At 65.7% G+C, this 19,146-nt stretch carries 14 protein-coding genes; 8 read left to right on the top strand and 6 right to left on the bottom strand.

Annotated features, from left to right (window positions below; translation table 11 throughout):
* Positions 1-8: 8 nt before the first annotated feature.
* Entirely contained in the window at positions 9-902 is an 894-nt protein-coding gene (locus JMJ54_RS04210; protein ID WP_203536678.1) for a helix-turn-helix transcriptional regulator, read from the bottom strand.
* Between the two features lie 191 nt (positions 903-1,093).
* On the opposite strand from JMJ54_RS04210, the gene JMJ54_RS04205 reads away from it, so the two are divergent.
* The 7 genes from JMJ54_RS04205 (at position 1,094) to JMJ54_RS04175 (ending at position 8,088) form a co-directional block, all read left to right on the top strand.
* Positions 1,094-3,154: a TonB-dependent receptor domain-containing protein gene (locus JMJ54_RS04205; protein WP_238999900.1), complete on the top strand. Its 2,061-nt coding sequence runs from the start codon at positions 1,094-1,096 to the stop codon at positions 3,152-3,154.
* Positions 3,155-3,233: 79 nt separating this feature from the next.
* Positions 3,234-3,530 carry a DUF2218 domain-containing protein gene (locus JMJ54_RS04200; RefSeq protein ID WP_203536676.1) on the top strand — a complete coding sequence of 99 codons (297 nt, stop codon included), beginning with the start codon at positions 3,234-3,236 and terminating at the stop codon, positions 3,528-3,530.
* A gap of 91 nt (positions 3,531-3,621) precedes the next feature.
* Positions 3,622-4,746 (top strand): ABC transporter substrate-binding protein, encoded by a 1,125-nt coding sequence (locus JMJ54_RS04195; protein ID WP_203536675.1) that lies wholly within the window; start codon positions 3,622-3,624, stop codon positions 4,744-4,746.
* A complete protein-coding gene (locus JMJ54_RS04190; RefSeq protein ID WP_203536674.1) occupies positions 4,743-5,810 on the top strand; it encodes a FecCD family ABC transporter permease in 1,068 nt (355 codons plus the stop codon). Before JMJ54_RS04195 ends, JMJ54_RS04190 begins: the two co-directional genes overlap by 4 nt.
* Positions 5,810-6,589, top strand: a complete 780-nt coding sequence (locus JMJ54_RS04185) for an ABC transporter ATP-binding protein (protein ID WP_203536673.1) — start codon at positions 5,810-5,812, stop codon at positions 6,587-6,589. The genes JMJ54_RS04190 and JMJ54_RS04185 overlap by 1 nt, the downstream gene beginning before the upstream one ends.
* Positions 6,590-6,671: 82 nt before the next feature.
* The gene (locus JMJ54_RS04180; RefSeq protein WP_203536672.1) at positions 6,672-7,205 is read left to right on the top strand and encodes a PadR family transcriptional regulator; all 534 of its coding nucleotides are present in this window, start codon (positions 6,672-6,674) and stop codon (positions 7,203-7,205) included.
* A gap of 58 nt (positions 7,206-7,263) precedes the next feature.
* Positions 7,264-8,088 (top strand): siderophore-interacting protein, encoded by an 825-nt coding sequence (locus JMJ54_RS04175; protein ID WP_203536671.1) that lies wholly within the window; start codon positions 7,264-7,266, stop codon positions 8,086-8,088.
* 30 nt (positions 8,089-8,118) lie between these two features.
* On the opposite strand, the gene JMJ54_RS19500 is transcribed toward JMJ54_RS04175, so the two are convergent.
* Positions 8,119-8,970, bottom strand: coding sequence for an EamA family transporter (locus JMJ54_RS19500; RefSeq protein WP_203536670.1), 852 nt, complete (start codon positions 8,968-8,970; stop codon positions 8,119-8,121).
* A gap of 129 nt (positions 8,971-9,099) precedes the next feature.
* On the opposite strand from JMJ54_RS19500, the gene JMJ54_RS04165 reads away from it, so the two are divergent.
* Positions 9,100-10,104: an LLM class flavin-dependent oxidoreductase gene (locus JMJ54_RS04165; RefSeq protein WP_203536669.1), complete on the top strand. Its 1,005-nt coding sequence runs from the start codon at positions 9,100-9,102 to the stop codon at positions 10,102-10,104.
* Between the two features lie 5 nt (positions 10,105-10,109).
* On the opposite strand, the gene JMJ54_RS04160 is transcribed toward JMJ54_RS04165, so the two are convergent.
* The 4 genes from JMJ54_RS04160 to JMJ54_RS04145 all read right to left on the bottom strand — a co-directional run bounded on the left by JMJ54_RS04160 (position 10,110) and on the right by JMJ54_RS04145 (position 18,809).
* Positions 10,110-10,826, bottom strand: coding sequence for an MgtC/SapB family protein (locus JMJ54_RS04160; RefSeq protein ID WP_203536668.1), 717 nt, complete (start codon positions 10,824-10,826; stop codon positions 10,110-10,112).
* 232 nt (positions 10,827-11,058) lie between these two features.
* Positions 11,059-13,752, bottom strand: a complete 2,694-nt coding sequence (gene mgtA, locus JMJ54_RS04155; protein ID WP_203536667.1) for a magnesium-translocating P-type ATPase — start codon at positions 13,750-13,752, stop codon at positions 11,059-11,061.
* Between the two features lie 360 nt (positions 13,753-14,112).
* The gene (locus JMJ54_RS19365; RefSeq protein ID WP_203536666.1) at positions 14,113-14,763 is read right to left on the bottom strand and encodes a 4'-phosphopantetheinyl transferase superfamily protein; all 651 of its coding nucleotides are present in this window, start codon (positions 14,761-14,763) and stop codon (positions 14,113-14,115) included.
* Entirely contained in the window at positions 14,754-18,809 is a 4,056-nt protein-coding gene (locus tag JMJ54_RS04145) for a Pls/PosA family non-ribosomal peptide synthetase (RefSeq protein ID WP_203536665.1), read from the bottom strand. Before JMJ54_RS04145 ends, JMJ54_RS19365 begins: the two co-directional genes overlap by 10 nt.
* Positions 18,810-19,146: the final 337 nt, after the last annotated feature.

The following is a 19,146-nucleotide window of genomic DNA, read 5'->3' as shown; positions in this document are numbered from 1 at the left end:
TCGATCGTTCAGCGCAGGCGCGCGGCTTTGGGCGTCATGCCGAAACGGCGCTTGAAGGCCGTGGCAAAGTTGGCGGCGCTGGTATAGCCGGCCAGATCGGCGGCTTCGGCAACGCTGATGCCGTCGCGTTCCAGCGCCTCGCGGGCCGCTAGCAGCCGGCGAAGCCGCAGGTAGTCGAATACCGTGTGGCCGAACAGTAGCTTGAAGCGCTGCTGCATCGCGTTGACGTTGAGTCCGACATGGCGAGCCAGATCGTCGAGCGAATGCGCGTCGGCCGCGCCGCTGTCCAGGTAATCGCGCAGCGCCTGCATCTGGCGCATTTCGCGCGGGCGCAGGCCCGGTGTCGGCGGGGCGGAGATCTGCGCCAGCGTCTGGACCACAAGCTCGATGGCCTTGCTTTCCAGATAGAGCTTTTCCAGCAGCGGCGCGTACGTCGGCGGACGCAGCATCGCTTCGGCAAGCGCAATCTGCCTTGCCGACGGCCGCCAGCGTTGCACCGACAGGTGGCAGCCGCAGAACTGCCGCAGCGCCTCGTGTTCGTCGCTGTCGAGCAGGCCGCTCGAATCGAGCCACTCTCGGCTCAGCGTCAGGCTGACCTTGCGCTCGATGGTGCTGTCGGTGGCGCGGCGGGTGAATACATCGGGCTGCGCGACCGAAACGAGCGCGGCCTCGTTGACGAGCCGGCCGGCCGGGTCGCATTGCGAACCCAGCTGCAGGCGCCGCTTGCCGTAAGAGACATCGGCGCTGCCGGCGAGGAACAGCGCGAGATTGAGCCCGCAATCGAGCTCGGCTTCCGCGCCGGTGCAGCCGAGATCGCGCTTTTGCAGCACCGGCGCATCGGTGCGCGTCAGCATCAGGCCGTCGCGGAGCGGCATCGGTTCGAAATGTTGGGCGACTTGCATTTGTGGTTTTTCCTCATTCCCTGACTGTGTGTTCGCAAAGTTTTTTCTGATTTTTCTCAAACGCTTGTTATACGAACCTGTGGAATACTATGCGCCAATAATCTCAAATGCAAATCATTCTCATTTGAGTGTGCGAATGGCATGGGGCCATATCGCCAAAACAATTACAAAGTGCTGCAGAGAGTGTGAAGATGATTCCCCCGTTCAAGTCCCTCCCGATCCCGCTGATCGTGTCCGCCCTGTGGGTGGCTGCGCCGGCGATGGCCGCCGACAACGAAACGCTGCTGGATTCGGTGGTTGTCACCGCCGCCGGTTACGAGCAGAAGATCAAGGAAGCACCGGCCAGCATTTCGGTGATTACCCGCGAACAGCTGGAAGCCCAGCCGTTCACCAGCCTGTCGGATGCGGTTCGCCATATCGAAGGCGTCAGCGTTGTCGGTCCCGATCCCAACGAAACCGACATCTCGATTCGCGGCATGCCGGGTGAGTACACGCTGATCCTCGTCGACGGCAAGCGCCAGAACACCCGCGAAACGATGAACCGCGGTACCGGTGGCGTGCAGGCCTACCAGATCCCGCCGCTGGATGCGATCGAGCGGATCGAAGTGGTCCGCGGCCCGATGTCGTCGCTGTACGGCTCGGACGCGATGGGTGGCGTCATCAACATCATCACCCGCAAGGTGCAGAAAGAGTGGCACGGCTCGGTGACGCTCGGCGGCACGCTGCAGGAAGACAGCAACTACGGCAATACCGGCGAAGGTAGCTTCTGGCTCGGCGGCCCGCTCAAGGACGATCTGCTCGGCCTGCAGATCTACGGTGATTACAGCAACCGTCGTGAAGACGACATCTATTACCCGAAGAACTTCACCGAAGGCGCCAATGGCACCCGGAACAAGAACTACGGTGCCAAGCTGACCATCACGCCGAACAAGGATCAGGACATCACGATCGAGGCCGGCCACAACGAGCTGACCTACACCAACACCCCGGGCAAGTCGATCGCCGAGACCGATCCGGCGATCAAGACCGAGCACGAGCGCACCAACTGGGCGATTACCCACAATGGTCGCTGGGGCTGGGGGACGACGACCGTCTCGCTGTACCAGGAAATCGGCAAGGAAAAGAACTCCGGCGACGCGCCCGAAGCGTCGATGTCGAATCCGGAAATCACCAATACCATCCTCGATGGCCTGGTGACGCTGCCGTTCGACACCAACATCCTCAAGCTCGGTGCGCAGTACAACAACAACAAGCTTGAAAACATCGGCAACGAATCGCCGGTGGCCGGCCATCGCGCCAGCCCGGATTCGGTCAGCAACAAGGTGTGGGCGCTGTTTGCCGAGGACGAGTACTTCGTCACCGACAAGCTGAGCCTGACCGGCGGCCTGCGCATGGACAACGACGAGCGCTTCGGCAGCCACTGGACACCGCGCCTGTACGCCGTCTACAAGGTCACCGACACCATCACCGTCCGCGGCGGTGCGGCCAGCGGCTTCAAGGCGCCGACGCTGCGCCAGACCACAACCGGCTACTGCATGACGTCCGGCGGCGGTACGCAGAAACGCGGCGCCCTGTGCGGCAACCCGGATCTCGAACCGGAAACCAGCGTCACCGAGGAAATCGGCATCCGCTACGACGCGCCGAACGGCACCAACGCCAGCCTGACGCTGTACAACAACGACTTCAAGAACAAGGTCGTCAGCTACGACACCGGCGTGCCGGATCCGTACAACCCGAAGCTGACCAGCTACATCTACGACAACGTCGACAAGGTCAACATCAAGGGTGTCGAACTTGGCGGTGCGCTGCCGTTCGCGAAGGACTGGAAGGTCAGCGGCAACTACACCTACACCAAGTCCGAGCGTCAGGGTGGCGGCGAGCCGGCATTCGACGGTGGTTCGCTCGACGGCCGTCCGCTCGACAAGACGCCTGAGCACATGGCCAACCTGCGTCTGGACTGGACGCCGCTAGAAAAGCTGACCACGTTTGCCCGCATCACCTACACCGGCACGCAGTACTGGGCGGCATTCCGCAACGGCGCGATGAACGTGCGCAAGGCTGATGCCTACACCACGGGTGACATCGGCGCGACCTACACCTTCAGCAAGAACCTGTCGCTGAACCTGTCGGTGCTCAACGTGACCGACGAAATCGATCCGGTCGACGATCGCGGTCGCTACGACGGTCTCGATGGCAACTGGATGGTGCAGGAAGGCCGCCGCTACTGGGCCAGCCTCAACGCCAGCTTCTGATCGACAACGATCCCTCTTGCCCGGCGCCGGCCTCCCGGCCGGTCCCGGGCTTTTTCCTTTTTTTGATGTGAGCCTTTCAATGCCAGCAGCCTACGCCAGTGTCGCAACGCCGGATGCTTCCCGTTTCCTGTTCAAGTTGTGCAAGCACTTTGCCAAGAAGATCCCGGTCGAGTTCGACGAACACCACGGTCGGGCCGAGTTCGCCTTTGGCGCCTGTACGCTCAGCGCCAGCGAAACCGAACTGCGCTTCGATTGCGATTCGCAAAGCGACGAAGCACTGGCCCGGCTGCAATCGGTACTGGTCGAGCATCTGGCGCTGATGACGCGTGCCAACCCGTTGCAGGTGGAGTGGGTCGCCGGTCAGCGTGCCGGCTGATGCTTGCTTGACCTGACACAAGTCCGACGACGACCGCATGTCGTATAAATGCGGTGTAGAATCATTCTCATTTAAAGGTTGAGGAGTAGCAATGTTCCAGCGTTGGCTGAAAAGCACCGGATTCGCGCTTGTCTGCGCGGCGGGTTTGCTTGCTGCACCGGTGCAGGCGGTGACGGTGACCGATCTGGCCGGCCGCAAGGTCGAATTGCCGGCCAAGGTGGATCGCATCCTGCTCGGCGAAGGCCGGCTGTTCTATTCGCTGGCACTGCTCGAAGGCGACAAGCCGGTCGCACGCATCGCCGGCTGGCAGGGCGACTTCCGCCAGCTCGATCCGCAGACGTATGGCCAGTACCGCGCCAAATTCCCCGAAATCGACAGGATCCCGCTGATCGGCAAGACCAGCGAAGCGTCGGTCAGTGGCGAAAAGGTCGTGTCGCTCAAGCCGGATATCGCCGTTTTCAGTCTCGCCGGCCACGGCCCAAGCGCACACAATCCGCTGGTCAAACAGCTCGAAGCCGCGAAGATTCCGGTGATCTTCGTCGATTTCCGGCTCAAGCCGCTGGAAAACACCGTGCCCAGCCTGCGTCTGATGGGCAAGGCGCTGCAACGCGAGGCCCAGGCCGAGAAGTTCATCCGTTTCTACGAACAGAACATGAAGCGCGTGACCGATACGGTGAAAGGCATTCCCGTGGCACAGCGCCCGAAGGCCTTCCTAGACCTGCGCGCAGGTGCGATGGATGGCATTTACACCGCCGGCAAGGGCAGCCTCGGCGAAATGGTCGACGCCGCCGGCGGCATCAATATCGGCGACGGTCTGCTGAGCACCGAAATCGGTGAAGTGAACCTCGAGAAAGTCATCGCCACCAATCCGGCCGTATACATCGCCACCGGTGCCGGTGCGCCGGATGCCAAGCTCGGGCTGAAGCTCGGGCCGGACGTCAGCAGCGATGTGGCACGTGCTGCACTGAAGACGACCTCGACCCGGGCGCAGCTGGGCGCGCTGGGTGCGGTGCGCAACGGCAAGACTTACGGCGCGTGGCACCACTTCTACAACACGCCGTATCACGTCGTGCTTGTGCAGCAGTTTGCCAAGTGGCTGCAACCGGCCGCGTTTGCCAAACTCGATCCGCAGGCAACGTGGAACACGATGTACAAGGACTTCCTGCCGGCCGTGGCGCCGCAGGGGACGTTCTGGGTTGAGGGCGCAGGGCAGTGAGCGCACCGGAAGTCGCGGTACTTCAGCCGGCCGACACCGTCGCCGGCTACCACCGTCTGCTGGGTCGGCGCCTCGCGATCATCGCCGTGCTGCTGGTGGTGATCGTGGCGTCGCTGCTGCTCGATTTCACGCTGGGCCCGTCGGGCATGCCGGTCGCCGAGGTCCTGCAAGCCCTGTTCGATCGGGCCGGTGCCGATCCGGGCAGTGCGGTCATCGTCTGGGACATCCGGCTGCCGTACGCGCTGATTGCCGTTGCCGTCGGCCTGGCGCTGGGCCTGGCCGGTGCCGAGATGCAGACCATCTTGAACAACCCGCTGGCCAGCCCGTTCACGCTCGGCGTCTCCCAGGCCGCGGCCTTCGGCGCCGCACTGGCGCTGGTGCTGGACCTGACGATTCCGGGCGTGCCGCAGGAGTGGAGCGTCGCGGTCAATGCCTTCATTTTTGCGATGCTGTCGGCATGGCTGCTCGATTTCGTCACTCGCGTCGTCGGCATGAGCACCTCGGGCGTCGTGCTGTTCGGCATCGCGCTGTTCTTCAGCTTTGATGCCTTGCTGGCGTTGCTGAAATACGTGGCGACGGCCGAAGCATTGCAGGGCGTGATCATGTGGACGATGGGCAGCCTGTCGCGTGCGACCTGGCCCAAGGTGATCGCCCTGTTTGCCGCCTGTGCGCTGCTGCTGCCGTGGTCGATGCGCAATGCCTGGCGGCTGACCGCGTTGCGGCTCGGCGAGGATCGCGCCGCGAGCTTCGGCGTCGACGTGCGCCGGCTGCGGCTCGGTTCGCTGACGCGCATCAGCCTGCTGACCGCGCTGGCGGTGTCCTTTGTCGGCACGATCGGCTTCATCGGCCTGATCGCACCGCACATGGCGCGCCGCCTGGTAGGCGAGGACCACCGCTTCTATCTGCCGGCGAGCGCGCTGGTCGGTGCCGTCGTGATGTCGGTCGCATCGGTGGCGTCGAAGAACATCGTCCCAGGCGTGATCGTCCCGGTCGGCATCGTCACTGCGCTGGTCGGGATTCCGCTGTTCATGGCGATCGTGTTCCGCCATGGCGGGAGAGCATGATGACCACCTTGTCGATTGAAAACATCCGCATCCGCTACGGCCGCCGCGAGGTGATTCCCGGACTGGACGTCGCCGCGTTGCAGCCCGGTGAAGTCACCGCGCTGCTCGGCCCGAACGGCTGCGGCAAGACGACGCTGCTCAAGGCGATTGCCGGGCTGATCCGTTGTGACGGCCGGGTGATGTTCGATGGCCAGACCTTCGGTTACGGCGATTTCGCCGCGCGGGCACGGCATATCGCCTACCTGCCGCAGACCCTGCCGCCGACCGTGCATCTGCGCGTGTTCGAATCCATCCTCGTCGCCCGACAGGCAACGGCGGTGGGGCTGGCGCGCGGCGGTGATCATGCCGAAGTGCTGCAGGTGCTCGACCGGCTCGATATCGGCCATCTGGCGATGCACTACCTGAGCGAGCTGTCCGGTGGCCAGCGCCAGCTGGTCGGCATCGCGCAGGCGCTGGTGCGTGCGCCGGCAGTACTGCTGCTGGACGAACCGCTGTCGGCGCTCGACCTGAATCACCAGTTCCAGGTCATGGACCTGCTGCGACAGGAGACGCGGGCACGCGGCATGGTGACGGTGATCGTGCTGCACGATCTTAATGTCGCGTTACGGCATACCGACCGCGCGCTGCTGCTCAAGGCCGGGCAACTGGTCGCCGAAGGGCCGCCTGCAGCGGTGATCAACGATGCGACGCTGGCCGAGGTTTACGGCGTGCGCGGGCGGGTCGAGCCCTGCTCGCAGGGCTTCAGCCAGATCATGGTCGACGGCCTCGTCGGCGCCTGAAACAGCAACGCCACCTTCAGGTGGCGTTCTGCATTCTGTCGGTCCGTGCTGGACAAGCCACTTCTTCAAGATATATCTTTAGATGCATCTGAAGATATATCTTGAAGAGGCGTTCATCATGCGGGGCGAAATGGGAAGTCGGGGCGGCCGGCGTGGCCGCGTGTTCGATCACGGCGACCTGCGGCTGGTCGTGCTGGCGCTGACGGCGCAAAGCCCGCGCCACGGTTACGAGATCATCAAGGCGATCGAGGAGAAGTTCGGCGGCAATTACGCGCCCAGCCCGGGTGCGATCTATCCGACGCTGACCCTGCTCGACGAGCAGGGCCTGCTTGCGGGCGAAGTCGATGCCGACGGCAAGCGCCGCTATACGGTCACGCCGGACGGCGAGGCCTATATCGCGGCGAACCGGGCGACGATCGATGGCGTCATTGTGAGGATGGAACTGATGGCGCGTCGCATGGCCGGCCACCTGCCGCCGGAGCGCGTGGTGCAGGCGATGCAGACGCTGAAACAGGCCTTGCTGCTGCGTGAGCACGGCTGGAGCGATGTGTCGGTGGCCGTGGCGGCGAAGGCGATCGAGGACGCGGCGAGGGCGATTGTCGATGCGCCGAACTGAATCCTGTTGTAGCGGAGCATGGACCACCGCTGAATTCCCGGCTTGAAGAGGACATGGAATGGAAAAGCACACCCAGGAAAAACATAGCGTCACCCGAGTTCGCCACCCGCTCAAGCTGCGCCTGATCACGGTGCGGAAGACCGAGCGGATTGCACCGCACATGCTGCGCGTGACCTTCGCCGGCGAGTCCTTGCAGGACTTCGTCTCGGCCTCGCACGACGATCACGTGAAGCTCTTCTTCCCGGCACCGGGCCAGACTGTGCCGAGCCTGCCGTCGCTGAGCGAGACCGGCCCCGAATACCCGGAAGGCGCGATCCGGCCGAGCATGCGCGACTACACGCCGAGCAGCTACGATCCGGTCGCGGGCGAGCTGGTCATCGACTTTGCCTTGCACGGCGACGGACCGGCCGCCAGCTGGGCCGAGCAGGCCGCACCGGGACAGGTGATCGGCGCCGGCGGGCCGCGAGGCTCGTTCGTCGTGTCGGACGATTTCGACTGGTATCTGCTGATCGGCGACGAAACCGCACTGCCGGCGATTGGCCGGCGGCTGGCCGAACTGCCGGTCGGCGCCCGCGCGATCGTGATTGCCGAGGTGGCCGATGCCGACGAGGAGATCGCCTTGCCCAGCGAGGCCGAGGTGTCGCTGACGTGGCTGCACCGCAACGGCGAGCCCGCCGGTTTTCCGCAACGGCTGGAGGGCGCCGTACGTGCGCTGGCGCTGCCCGCCGGTGAAGGCTATGTCTGGGCGGCGGCCGAGCTGTCGGTGATCGGCGCGATCCGCAAGGTGCTGGTCGACGAGCACGGCATCAACAAGAAGCGCATCCGCGCCGCCAGCTACTGGAAGCATGGTGCGGTGGCGCACCACAGCGCGCTCGAGGACTGAGCGCGGCAGGTTCATGAACGCAAACCCCGCTCAGGCGGGGTTTTTCTTTGGCGCAAGCAGCAGCGACGAGGCGATCACCGCGCCGCCGAGCAGCATCCGGCCGATGCCGCCTTCCGGGTGGCTGGTGACGAGGCTGATCGCGATGCCGACCGGGATGTGCATGTTGTTCATCGCGCCAAGCCGGCCGGCATCGACCATGCAGGCACCCTTGTTCCACCAGAAGTAGCCGAGTGCGGTCGACACCAGACCGAGAAAGACCAGTACCGCCCACTGCGCCTCGGTCGCCGGCAGCTTGGCCAGATTGCCGAACAGCAGCCATGACGGCAGCGCCACCGCGAGCGCGCCGACGAAGAACAGGCCGAAACTCGCGTGTTGCGGCAGCGGGCTCGGGTAGCGCCGCAACAGGTGCTTGTAGCCGATCTGGCCGGCGGCGAAGCTCAGGTTCGCCAGTTGCAGCAGCAGGAAGCCGGCGAGGTAGTCGCCGGTGAGCGCGTCGTAACGGACGATGGCCGCGCCGGCAACGGCAACCAGCGCCGCCAGCAATGCACGCGGGTTGAAGCGGCGGCTCATCGCATCGTCGATCAGCGTGATGTAGATCGGCGTGAAGATCGTGAACAGCAGGACTTCGGGCACGGTCAGGAAGCGGAACGCCCGGTACAGGCACAGGTAGGTGACGCCGAACTGCATCGCGCCGACGGCAATCAGGCCGAGCCGCAGTGGCGGACGGACCTGCCGCCAGCGCAGGAAGGGCAGGAACACGAGACCCGCCAGCACCACGCGGGTCAGCACCGCGAAATCGGCGTCGACGCGGCCGGCGAGGAAGGTGCCGATCAGGTTGAACGACAGTGCCCAGATGATGGTGATGGCGGTGAGATAGGGCACGGTGGCCTCGTTGCGGTCAGGAGTCGCGATGATACCGGAGCCTTGGTGCTTGAAAATGCAATCATCGCCAGCACCTGATCCGGATCCGCTCTTGCCGAGCGCCTGTCCAGCCTACCGCGAGCCTTCACGATGAAACGCCTGTCCGATATCCGCTTTTCCGTCCTCGATCTCGCCACCGTCGTCCGTGGCGGCAACGCCGCCGATGCCTTCGCCCGCAGCGCCAGGCTGGCGCAGACGGCCGAAAGGCTCGGCTACACGCGCTTCTGGCTGGCCGAGCACCACAACCTCGACGGCATCGCCAGCGCCGCAACCAGCGTGCTGATCGGTCATGTGGCTGCGCAGACCCGGACGATCCGCGTCGGCTCGGGCGGGGTGATGCTGCCCAACCACGCGCCGCTGATCGTTGCCGAGCAGTTCGGCACGCTGGAATCGCTGTTCCCGGGCCGGATCGACCTCGGTCTTGGTCGGGCGCCGGGCACTGACGGCCAGACGGCAAGGGCATTGCGCCGGCATCTGGTCGACAACGAACAGGAGTTCTCCGACGAGGTTGCCGAGCTGCGCGGTTATCTGGCGCCAAGTCGTGCCGGACAGCACGTGCGGGCGATTCCGGGTGAAGGGCTGGACATCCCGGTCTGGCTGCTCGGTTCGGGCTCGTACGGCGCGCAGCTGGCCGGCCAGCTCGGCCTGCCGTTCGCCTTCGCCAGCCATTTCGCCCCGGACTACCTGCTGCGGGGCATCGAGCTGTACCGACAGACGTTCCGGCCGTCAAAGCAGCTGGCCGAGCCTTACGTGATGATGGGCGTCAACGTGATCGCCGCGCCGACCGACGCCGAAGCGAGCTTCCTCGCGACGTCGATGAAGCAGCGCTGGCTGCGGATGATCCGCGACCAGCGCGGCCCGATCGACCCGCCGGTCGAGACCATGGAAGGCCTGTGGAACGAGCTGGAGGCCGCGCAGGTCAACGCCCGGCTGGCGGCGTCGGCGATCGGCTCGCCGGAGACGGTGGCGCGCCAGCTGCAGGCGCTGCTCGACCAGACGCAGGTCGACGAGATGATCGTCGTCACCGATACCTTCGACTTCGAACACCGGTTGCGTTCGTACGAGCTGCTGGCCGACATCGTCCGACCGCGCTGAGGCGGTCACTCGGTGGTGCTGGCGTTCCAGAACACCTGCTTCACATAGGGCCGCGCGACCAGTTGGGCAATGATGCGTTCGAGTTCGCGCGAATCGACCGAGGTCGACTGCAGCGTCGCGGTGATCTCGACGTCGTCGTCGCCGAACGGTTCGATCTCGAGGTCGCCGAGCGGGTAGTCGGCCTGCTCGAGCAGCGCTTCGAGTTCGACCATCATCTGCTTCTGGCGGTCGTCGGCGACGATCATGCACAGCTGATAGGTGACTTCGCTGCGTTCGTCGTCGATCGGCAGCCGGTTGATCCGGTTGACCACCGGGCGCAGCAGCGTGTTCGACGCGATCACGAAGCCGGCCGCGAGCACCGCCTCGGCGATCAGGTCTGCGCCGGCGCAGGCACCGACGGCGGCCGAGCCCCATAGCGTTGCCGCGGTGTTCAGACCGCGTACGTTCAGGCCTTCCTTCATGATCGTGCCGGCGCCGAGAAAGCCGACGCCGGACACGACGTAGGCCACGACGCGCACCGCGCCGCCGCTGCCGTCGAGCCGGTAGGCCATGTCGACGAAGATCGCCGCGCCGACGGCGACCAGCGTATTGGTGCGCAACCCGGCGGTGCGCTGCCGGTACTGGCGCTCGAAGCCGATCACCGAACCGAGCACGAAGGCGGTGACGAGGCTGATCAGTGAATCGAGCAGCGCTGGCAGACTGAACTGGATGATGGCTTGCATGGGCAGGCTCCATGGAAAACGGCGCGCATCGGCGCGCCGCCTTCTTATTATGTGGATGTTTGATGACAGTCTCTGCGAGGCGCTGCGAATGAAACGCAGCGCAGCGCTTCATGCGTACGCAGCGCTCACAAGGCCGAGCGTAGCGCCTGCCGCCAGGCGTGCCGGCGCAGACAGTACGTTCGGTACGGCAAGCCGGCGCAACGACGCGGCAGCGGCCTTGTGGGCGTTGCGTTTATTGCCAGCCGTAGCGGCGGGCGTAGACGCCCTTGATCAACTGCGTCAGCACCATGTAGCTAAGCAGGATGCCGATCAGCCACGGGAAGTAGGCCAGCGGCAGCGCCTGCAGCTTGAAGTAGCCGGCCAGTGGTCCCATCGGCAGAAAGATGCCGATCGCCATGATCACCGCGGTCATCGCCAGCAGCGGCCAGGCGGCGCGGCTCTGGATGAACGGGATCTTGCGGGTGCGGATCATGTGGACGATCAGTGTCTGCGACAGCAGTCCGACGACGAACCAGCCTGACTGGAACAGCGTCTGGTGTTCGGGCGAGTTCGCGCCGAATACCTTCCACATCAGCACGAAGGTCAGGATGTCGAAGATCGAGCTGATCGGCCCGAAGCACACCATGAAACGCGTCAGCTCGTCCGGGTTCCAGCGTTGCGGCTTCTGCAGCAGCTCGTCATCGACGTTGTCGAACGGGATGGCGATCTGCGAGATGTCGTACAGCAGGTTCTGCACCAGCAGGTGCATCGGCAGCATCGGCAGGAAGGGGATGAAGGCGCTGGCGACCAGCACGCTGAAGACGTTGCCGAAGTTCGAGCTGGCGGTCATCTTGATGTACTTGAGCATGTTGGCGAAGGTCTTGCGGCCTTCGATCACGCCTTGCTCGAGCACCATCAGGCTTTTTTCCAGCAGGATCAGGTCGGCGGCTTCCTTGGCGATATCGACGGCCGAATCGACCGAGATGCCGATGTCGGCGGCACGCAGCGCCGGTGCATCGTTGATGCCGTCGCCCATGAAGCCGACAACGTGGCCGCGCTCGCGCAGCAGCCGGACGATGCGCTCCTTGTGCATCGGTGTCAGCTTGGCGAACACCGTGGCGGTCTCGGCCACGGCGGACAATTGCAGATCGCTCATCGCGTCGATCCTGTCGCCGAGCACGACGCCGTTCACCGTCAGCCCGACTTCGCGGCAGACCTTGAGCGTCACCAGTTCGTTGTCGCCGGTCAGTACCTTGACGTCGATGCCTACGGCCTTCAGTGCCTTCAGCGCCGGCGCGGTGCTTTCCTTTGGCGGATCGAGGAAGGCGATGTAACCGGCGAGCACCAGTTCGCGCTCGTCGGCGACGCCGTAGTTCGTCACGTCCAGCGGCACCGGCTTGCTGGCAACGGCGACGACGCGCAGGCCCTCGCGGTTCAGCCCGGCGGCAACGTCGCGGATCTGCGCCAGCAGGCCGGCCGAGAGTGGCAGCGTCTCGTCACCGCGACGAACGTGCGTGCACGCGGCGAGCACTTCTTCGAGTGCGCCCTTGCAGATCAGGAGCTGCTGTTCGTCACGCTGTCTGACGACGACCGACATCCGGCGGCGGACAAAATCGAACGGCACCTCGTCGACCTTTTCCCAGCCGTGGTCGGTGTCGAACTCGGCCCGCAGCTCGGCGTGTTCGAGTACGGCGACGTCGAGCAGGTTCTTCAACCCGGTCTGGTAGGCGCTGTTCAGGTAGGCCATGTCGAGCACGGCATCGCAGCGCTCGCCCCAGGCATCGGTGTGGCGTTCGAGCGCGATCCGGTCCTGCGTCAGCGTGCCGGTCTTGTCGGTGCAGAGGATGTCCATCGCGCCGAAGTTCTGGATCGCGTCGAGCCGTTTGACGATGACCTGCTTGCGGCTCAGCACCACCGCGCCCTTGGCCAGCGTCGAGGTGACGATCATCGGCAGCATTTCCGGCGTCAGCCCGACGGCGATCGACAGCGCGAACAGCGCGGCCTCGGTCCAGTCGCCCTTGGTGAAACCGTTGATGAACAGCACCAGCGGCGTCATCACGAACATGAAGCGGATCAGCACCCAGCTGACCTTGTTCACGCCGGCCTGGAACTGCGTCGGCGTGCGGTCCTGTGCGGTGACCTTCTCGGCCAGTGCGCCGAAATAGGTGCGGTTACCAGTGCCGATCACCAGCGCCGTCGCCGAACCGCTGACGACGTTGGTCCCCATGAAGCACAGGTTGGCCAGCGCCAGCGGATTGCGCTCGGCGTGGTCGGGCTGGTCGGCAAATTTCTCGACCGGCAGCGATTCGCCGGTCAGTGCCGCCTGGCTGACGAACAGGTCCTTGGCGGTCAGCACGCGCAGGTCGGCCGGAATCATGTCGCCGGCCGAGAGCTGGACGATGTCGCCCGGCACCAGGTCATGAATCGGCAGCTCCAGCCGGGCGCCGTCGCGCAGTACCGTCGCGGTGTTGCTGACCATGGCCTTGAGCCGGTCGGCGGCGCTGTTCGAGCGCTTTTCCTGCACGAAGCGCAGCACCGTCGAGATACCGACCATGGTCGCGATGACGACGGTGGCCTTCATGTCGTCGGTGGCCGCCGAGATCAGCGCCAGCACGGTCAGCAGCAGGTTGAACGGATTGCGGTAGCACAGCCACAGATGGGTCGACCACGGCATCGGCTTTTCGTGCTCGACCTCGTTCGGTCCGGTGCGCTTGCGCTTGGTGTCGGCTTCTTCAGTGCAAAGGCCGTCGATGCGGCTGCCGAGGCGCTTGAGCGCAGCGGCCGGAACAAGGTGGGAGAGAGCGATCAGCCGCTCGGACAGTTGCGACGACACCGACTGGCCGACGGCCTGGCCGCGCAGCACGTCGAGCAGCGCCAGCCGCCGCAGTTGGCGGGCCGAGAGGCCCTTTTGCAGGAACGCGAGAGCGCGCAGTTTGAGAAAACGCATACGACTTCCCCAACCGGGACGCACGCAGGCAGCCCGGCTCGACGGGTCGTGAACGCACGGCGACGCGGCGCACACCGGCTCAGCGCCGGACGCGCAAGGGCATCGTCGTGAACGTCACGAACGAACAGAATTCAGGAAGGGAGAAGAACGGACCCGTCGGGCCCGGAAGACGCCACTACCCGCCAGATCGGCAAGGGCAGCAGCAGGGGAAGACCTGCGTTGACCTCGCCGCTAGCGACCGATGCAGGATCGGCTACTAGAACCACTTTCCACGAGGGAACTCCATCTCAAAAAGACCGGCGGAAGGTACGCCCGCGGCGCGGGGCTTGTCCACCCCCAATGATGCGGGGGTGGCAAAATTCACGTTGCGATCGGGCGGGAAGGGGCGAGGATCAGTGCCAGCGCAGCGCGCCAGCCGTTTGCGAAAAATGCCGGTAAATCCGGTGAAATGGTGGTGATCTGGCCGTGAACGGTCGCCAGTCCGGAGTGCCATTCGGTCAGGTCGATGCACGCTGCCTTGTTGCATGCTTCCAGCTGCGACCATGCTTGGGCGAAAGCCTCGGCCCGGTGCTGCGGCTCGGTTTTGGCCAGCGCGGCGCGGACCGAGGGGGCGAAGTAGAGCCGGGCGATGTCGTCCCAGTCGTCCGGCAGCGTGTTCATACACAGGTCGACGCCGAGCGCGGCGAGGCCATGGCCGGACGCCGGCGCGAGTGCGATCAGCGCGCAGCCGTCATCGCGATCCCCACTGTTGCCGCCGTTACCGTAGGCAAGGCTGACGAGAAAGTCCGCTCCATCTGCAACGATGCGGGGAAGCCGGTCCGGGCGCAGGTAGTCGGCCTGCGCGCTGCCGACCCAGCGTGCCGCCAGCGTGCAGGCAGCGGCACGGACCGCATCGCGGGCGGGGCGACGATCGTGTGCCGTTGCAAGCAGCGCCAGCAGCGGCCTGCCGCACGGCGGTTGCCAGCCCGTTGCCAGTTGCGCCAATGCGTCGTCAAAGAGGATTACGCGCACGCCGGTTCCTTCTGCGTTTGCGGTGGCTCGGCGCTTGCCGCCAGGGCCTGCGGTGCAACCTGCGCGGAGGTTGTCGGCCACGGGCCTGCCGGCGAACCCATCCAGCGCGTACCGGCCGGAATGTCCTCGCCCTTGCTGACCAGCGTCAGCGGGCCGAGTTCGGCATCCGCGCCGACGCTGCCGTTGTAGAGCACCGTGCAGCGCGTGCCGACGTGGACGCCGGCGCCGATCCGTACGTGGCCGATCTTCATCACCCGGTCTTCGAACAGGTGGGTCTGCGGGCCGCAGGCGGCGCCGAGGACGACGCCGTCACCCAGCTCGACACAGTCGAATTCGGTCATGTCGGTCGTGTCGAGCCAGACGTTGCGGCCGACCCTGGCGCCGAGCGCGCGGAACGCCCACGGCAGCCACGGCGTACCCCGCAGGTAGTTGACGAAGTTCGGCACGGCAATCGATTCGTAGACGTTGGTGATCGCTTCGCTGGTCCAGACGAAGGGCGTCCACATCGACACCGCGCGCGGCCGGTAGCGGCCGATCAGCAGCCACTTGAGCGCGGCGACGAAGGCGAAGGTGCCGATGCCGTAAAGCAGGCCGAACACGCACAGCAGGCCCGTGACGGCGCCCCAGTGGTTGAGTTCGGCGTACGGCTCGACGATAGTCACCATCAGGTAGCCGGCGGCGATGATCACCGAGGTCGGCAGCACGATGCGCAGCGCCTCGATCGCGCCACGGGCTATGCGGCGCCAGACCGGCGGGTGGAAGGTCAGCGAATCCGGGAAGCCCTGGGTCTGTTCGCGTGCCGGCAACAGCATCGGTGGCGAGCCCATCCAGGTGTCGCCGCTCTTGGGCTCGGCCGGGGCGCGCGACTGCACGCCGACGAGCACGCCGGACGGCAGCACCGTGCCGTCCGGCACGTAGGCGCCGTTGCCGACAAAGCTGCGGTGGCCGATCACGGTCGGCTTGACGCTCATCCAGCCCTGATCGATTTCCTCGTCGCCGAGCATGACCGCGTCGGCGATGAAGGTCTCGTCACCGAGCGTCAGCATGTCCGGCACGACACCCATTGCGGTCGAGATCTCGGCGTTGCGGCCGACCCTGGCGCCGAGCATCCGGTACCACCACGGCGCGTACACGGTCGCGTACAGGCCGTGGAGCACGGCGAGGCTCGACTCCTGCACCAGGTTGGCGATCCATTTGCGGTGATACAGCGTGCTGTGAACGCTCCAGCGGCCGGGCTTCAGCCGGCCGAGCACCAGCCAGCGCAATGCGGCGCCGATGCACGCCGTCATCACCACCAGTACCGCACTCGCCGGCAGCGCCAGCAGCAGGTAGAAGGCGAAGGTCAGCACTGCCGGGGCGTGGTTCTGCGTCAGGTCGAGCCAGTTGCCGTCGACGACGTCGATCAGCATGAAGCTCGGGAACACCGGCAGGAAGAACACCGCCGACACCAGTGCGGCGCAGACGAAGTGCAGCGCCAGCTCGAACGCTGCGGCACCGCGTCCGTGGGCCGGGCGCTGCGGCAGGCGGTTGGCGTCGACCGTACCGGTGCGGCGCGCCGGCGAACCGGCCCATGCTTCGCCTGCCGGCACATGGCCACCGGGCGGCAGTGCCGACAGGCCGTCGAGCCGTGCGCCGGTGCCGATCATGCAGTCCTCGTGCATCGCGCAGTAGGAGCCGATATAGGCGCGTTCGCCGATCACGATGGCGCCGATGACGAGTTCCTCGCCGTCGACGCGGACGTTCTCCAGATTGACCGACGCACCGATGCTGGCACCGGCACCGATGTGCAGCAGGTCCGGTGCGCGGACGCTGATCGAACCGAGCTGTGCATCGAAGCCGATCTTCGCGCCCATCAGCCGAAGGTAAGCGCGGTGCAGCGGCGAGTTCGACAGCAGGTGCTTGGGCGGCAGATCGGTCAGCCGGTCCGCCAGCCACCAGCGGAAGTAGAAACTCCCCCAAAGCGGGTAACGGCCCGGCTTGACGCGACCGAGCAGCAGCCATTTGGCCGCAACCGGTACCGCAAAACTCAGCACGTTGGCGGCGATGTAGGCGCCGATCGCGGTCAGCACCGCCAGCGGCACGCTGTCGCCCGGTCCGCCGGTCATCACGTGGTAAACGAGGAAGGGCACCAGCCACATCAGCATGCGCAGGCCGATCAGCACCGGCAGCGTGGCGAGCTGTGCCGCGCCGCAGAGCGCGCGCGCCAGCGGCCGTGTACTCAGCCGGCGCGGTGTGCGCGTCGGACCAGCCTGCGCAACGCCCTTTGCCGACAGCGCCGCGGCGATCGCGCCCAGCGTGCGGTGCTGGTACACGTCCTGCACCGACGCCGTCGCCAGTTGCGGCTGCTTGCGCAATGCCGAGATCAGCCGTGCCGCCAGCAAGGAGTGGCCGCCGAGATCGGCAAAGAAGTCGTCGGCAAAGCGAAGCGGCTGGCCGGGGAAGAGCTGGCCGAGCGCGGCGAACAGCGCGGTCTCGACCTCGCCGCTCGGCTCGTCCGATTCGCCGCTGCGGGCCTCGAACGTGACCGGCAGCGCCTTGAGCGCCTTGCGGTCGATCTTGCCCGACAAGAGCCGGGGCATCGCCGGCAGCGTGACGAACAGCGCCGGCAGCATGTAGGGCGGCAGTTTTTCCCGCAGAGCCTGACGCAGCGAGCCGACGTCGAGCGGACCGTCGGCGACCAGATAGGCAACCAGTTGATCAATGCCGGCCACCGTTTTCAGCGACACCGCCACGGTGCCGACATTCGGCTGTTCGGCCAGTGCCGCCTCGATTTCGCCGAGTTCGACGCGAAAACCGCGCACCTTGACCTGATCGTCGGCGCGGCCGAGGCAGTGCACCTGACCGGCCTCGTCGATGCGGGCCAGGTCGCCGGTCCGGTACATGCGTTCGCCCCAGGCCGGGATGACGAATTTTTCCGCGGTCAGTTCGGGTCGGCCGAGATAGCCGGCGGCGACACCGGGGCCGGTGATGCACAGCTCGCCGGTTTCACCGGGGGCTACGATCTCGCCGGCTTCGTTGATCACCAGCAGGCCGTAGTTTGGCAGCGGCTTGCCGATGGTGACCGGCGAGCCGCGCTTCAGCAGCGCCAGACTGGCCGATACGGTTGCTTCGGTCGGGCCGTAGGTATTGAACAGCTGGCGATCCGGCGTGGCGAAGCGTTCGACCAGCGTATCGGGGCACATCTCGCCGCCGAGGTTGATGATGCGCAGATTGGGGACGTCGTGACTGAACAGTGCCAGCAGCGTCGGCACGCAATGCAGCACGGTAATGCTGTGCTTTTGCAACGCCGCCGGCAGTGCGTCCGGGTCGGCGACGATGTCTTTCGGCGCCAGCCACAGCGTTGCGCCGACCAGGTACGAGATCCAGATTTCCTCGAACGACATGTCGAACGCGACCGAGAAGCCCTGATAGACCTTGTCGTCGCCGGACACGCCAAGCACCGCGTTCTCGCTGCGCAGGAAGTGGCAGATGCTGCGCTGGCTGATCGCAATGCCCTTGGGCTTGCCGGTCGAGCCGGAGGTATAGATCACGTAGGCGGTGTGCTCGGGCGTGTGGCCGTCGCGGCGGCGCAGGTCGCCGGTGACGGTTCGTTGCAGCGCCTCGGCAGTCCAGACCGGCATACCGAGACTGCCGAGCTGCGGCATCAGCGCATCGCAGCTGACGAGACCGGCGGCATCGGCGTCCTCGAGGCAGGTCTGGATCCGGTCGACCGGGGTGTCGGCGTCGAACGGCAGCCAGGCGCCGCCGGCCTTGGTGATCGCGGCTTGCATCACCAGCAGATCGACGCCGCGCGGCAGCCACAGGCCGACGATGCGGCCCGGTTCGAGCCCGGTTTCGAGCAGGTGGTGGGCGGCAAGCGCGCTGAGCCGGTCCATCTCGGCGTAGCTGAGCTGACGGTCGCCGCAAATCAGCGCGGTCTTGTCGGGGTGGCGGGCTGCGGTGGCCTCAAGCAGGTCCGGCAGCGTTTCGTCGCGCAGCAGCGCGGGCTGTTGCGGGCCCCGGGCATGCCATGCAGCGTGTACGGCTTGATCGAATTCCGGCTTCATCGTCTGGGTCTCTCGCAGTGTGCGGTGTAAGTGCTGCCCGCCATGACGGGGGAGCGCACCGTGGTCGCATCGTCATGCTGACGCGATCCGGCCATTGCTAAAACGCGCGACGACCGCTTGCGCTGACGTGGACACCGGAGAAATACGTACGATCAGGTAACGGCGGGTACAGCGGCGCGGGTGAGTGACCAGACGGGCGGTGCGGTGCGCAGCCGGGTCGGTGGCGATGAAACGTGAATGTGCCGCTTGGCAAGCCTTCGGCATACGGTCACGATTTGGCGCGTTTTGCATGGCAAAGCCCGTTTTACGCGAAAATTGTTGCTGTTTGCCACGAGAC

Origin of the sequence: Jeongeupia naejangsanensis (genome assembly GCF_016865585.1) — a bacterium.
GTDB lineage: Bacteria > Pseudomonadota > Gammaproteobacteria > Burkholderiales > Chitinibacteraceae > Jeongeupia > Jeongeupia naejangsanensis.
The sequence above is the reverse complement of the archived record's forward strand: the minus strand, read 5'-3'. Positions and strand labels throughout refer to the sequence as shown.